The 2,547-nt window shown below is 71.9% G+C and carries 4 protein-coding genes; all 4 read left to right on the top strand.

The features are described 5' to 3' along the window. Positions 1 to 1,292, top strand: a 1,292-nt coding sequence (locus SSOG_RS18460) for a sensor histidine kinase (RefSeq protein WP_050799899.1), incomplete at its 5' end; no start/stop codon positions are given. Beyond that, the gene (locus tag SSOG_RS18455) at positions 1,292 to 1,708 is read left to right on the top strand and encodes a roadblock/LC7 domain-containing protein (protein WP_106516416.1); all 417 of its coding nucleotides are present in this window, start codon (positions 1,292 to 1,294) and stop codon (positions 1,706 to 1,708) included. The genes SSOG_RS18460 and SSOG_RS18455, both read left to right, overlap by 1 nt. Further along, positions 1,705 to 2,097, top strand: coding sequence for a DUF742 domain-containing protein (locus tag SSOG_RS18450; protein WP_039938019.1), 393 nt, complete (start codon positions 1,705 to 1,707; stop codon positions 2,095 to 2,097). The genes SSOG_RS18455 and SSOG_RS18450 overlap by 4 nt, the downstream gene beginning before the upstream one ends. A 64-nt stretch (positions 2,098 to 2,161) precedes the next feature. Continuing rightward, on the top strand, positions 2,162 to 2,547 hold a 386-nt coding region (locus SSOG_RS53675; RefSeq protein WP_208867359.1), incomplete at its 3' end, for a GTP-binding protein.

Here is a 2,547-nt window from a genome sequence, read left to right as displayed (position 1 = left end):
AGCTGCGGGCCCGGGTCGCCTCGTCCGAGCAGCGGGCCGCCTCCGCGGAACAGCGGGCCGCCGCCTCCGAACAGCGGGTCGCCGCCGCGGAGCGGGAGCTCGACCACACCGTCGCCACCGCATTACCCGCCCTCGTGGAGCAACTGCGCGGCCGGGTCCCGGCGGACCAGGCCCTGGCCGGGATCGAGCGGCCCGCCACCGGCCCGCTGCGCGCGCTGCTGGAGACCATGGGCGGCGAGCTGTCCCGGGAGCGGCAGAAGCGCACCGAGATGGTGGCCGCGTTCCGCAGCATCGCCGGTCGTCTCCAGGCGCTGGTCGCCGGAAACCTCGCCCGGCTGCGGGAGATGCAGGACCGCTACGAGTCCGACGCCCTCGACGACCTCTTCCAACTCGACAGCACCGCCTCGCAGACCGGCCGGATGGCCGACCGCATCGCCGTCCTCACCGGCGCGCTCTCGGGAAAGCACTGGCCCAGGCCCATCGTCATCTGGCGGGTGCTGCGCGCCGCGACCTCCCGCATCGAGGGTCTGGAGCGGGTGGAGATCCGCTGCACCAGCGAACAGGCCGTGGTCGGCGCCGCGGCCGAGAAGGTGATCACGCTCCTCGCCGAGCTGATCGACAACGCCGTGAGCTTCTCGCCGCCCTCCACTGCCGTGAACGTCTACGTCCAGGAGGTCCCGCGCGGGATCGCCGTCGAGATCGCGGACAGCGGCCTGGCCATGCAGCCCGACATGCTCGCCCGGGCGCAACAGGCGGTCGCCGCCGACCCGTCCAGCATGCTGAAACTGTCCGGCACCCGGCAGGGTCTGCTGGTGGTGGGCATGATCGCCCGCAAGTTCGGGCTGCGCGTCAGCTATCAGTCGTCCGCGACCGGCGGCACGGCGGTCACCGTACTGATCCCGCAGCAGCTCCTCACCGAGCCCCGCGCCGACCACCACGCCCCGGACCACCACGCGTCCGGCCACCACGCGTCCGATCACCACGTGTCCGGCCACCACGCCACGGTCCGTCCCAAAGCCGCACCGCCGCTTCCCTCCCGGAGGCCGCCGTCGCCCCCGCCCGGAGAGCGATCCGAGGAGCGGTCCGGAGCCCATCCGCTCACCCCCGAGGGGCTGCCGAGGCGCCGTCGCAAGCAGGTCGAGACCGGCACCGAGCGGGCTGCCGAACCCCCGGCACCACCACCTCCCGTACGCAAGAGGCCAGCGGAGGCGGGGAACCGGTTCGGTTCGTTCCACACCGCCGTCAAGCAGGACCGCACTCGCACGACACCACGCTCGGAAGGCACGACCTGATGAACCCGCATGACCTCGACTGGAAGCTCGACGCCCTGCTGGCGAAGACCCCGGGGGCGCGGCACGCGCTCGCGGTGTCCAACGACGGACTCGTCATCACCCACTCCTCCGATCTGTCCCAGTCGGAGGCGGAGACGCTGGCCGCCATCGCCTCCGGGATCCAGAGCCTGGCCAGAACGGTGTCCACGAAGTTCGGCGACGGCACCGGCAGCGTGGAGCACTCCCTGGTCGCGGTCGGCGGCGGGCTGCTGATGACCGTCGAGGCGGGCGAGGGCGCCCATCTCGCGGTGCTCGCCCGAGAGGACGCCGACCCCGGGATCGTCGGCAACAGCATGTCCGTACTGGTCGACGGCCTCCTCGCGTACATCACCTCGCCGCAGCGCGTGCCCGGGGAGGAGGGCGGCGCGACGGCATGATGCGCTGGGACGTCCATGAACAGCCGGACCGGCTGTTCGCCGCGACGGGGGGACGTAGCCGCGCGTACACGGAGTTCGATCTGGTGTCGCTGGTCGTCAGCGAGTCCGAACCGGCCGTGGGCATGGCCCCGGAGGCGGTTCAGATCCTGAGGCTGTGCCGCCATCCGATGGCGCTGGTGGAGGTCTCCGCGCGGTTACGCATGCCCGTGGGCGTCGTCGCGATCCTGCTGTCCGATCTGCTCGCCGAGGGCCGGATCTCGGTCCGCCACCCCAGCAGCGGGGCCGGTGGCGGCGGGCCGTCCGCCTCGTGGGGCGCGGCGGCCGCCCCGGCGCGGCTGCCCGACACCGGCCTGGTCCGAGAGGTTCTCGTTGCACTCAAAAATCTCTGACACGGCCGACGCCGAAGAACCCTTGGCCGACGCCGAGGCGCCTTTGGCCGACGTCGAGGCCCCGTTGAGCGATACGGCCCGGGACGCGGTGAAGATCGTGATCTCTGGCGGCTTCGGCGTCGGCAAGACGACCTTCGTCCGCGCCGTCAGCGAGATCGACCCGCTGACGACCGAGGCCGTGATGACCGAGAAGGGCGTAGGAGTCGACGACGTGGCCGGAGTGGAGGGCAAGTCGGCCACCACGGTCGCCTTCGACTTCGGCCGGATCAGCGTCACCGAGCGGATCGTGACGTATCTGTTCGGCGCCCCCGGGCAGAACCGCTTCCGGTTCCTGTGGGACAACCTGTTCCTGGGCGCCTGGGGCGCGGTGGTCCTGGTGGACACCCGGCGGCTGGAGGACTCGTTCCCCGTCATCGACCACCTGGAGCGCAAGGGGATGCCGTTCGTCGT

The organism is Streptomyces himastatinicus ATCC 53653 (assembly GCF_000158915.1).
Classification (GTDB): Bacteria; Actinomycetota; Actinomycetes; order Streptomycetales; family Streptomycetaceae; genus Streptomyces; species Streptomyces himastatinicus.
The sequence above is the reverse complement of the archived record's forward strand: the minus strand, read 5'-3'. Positions and strand labels throughout refer to the sequence as shown.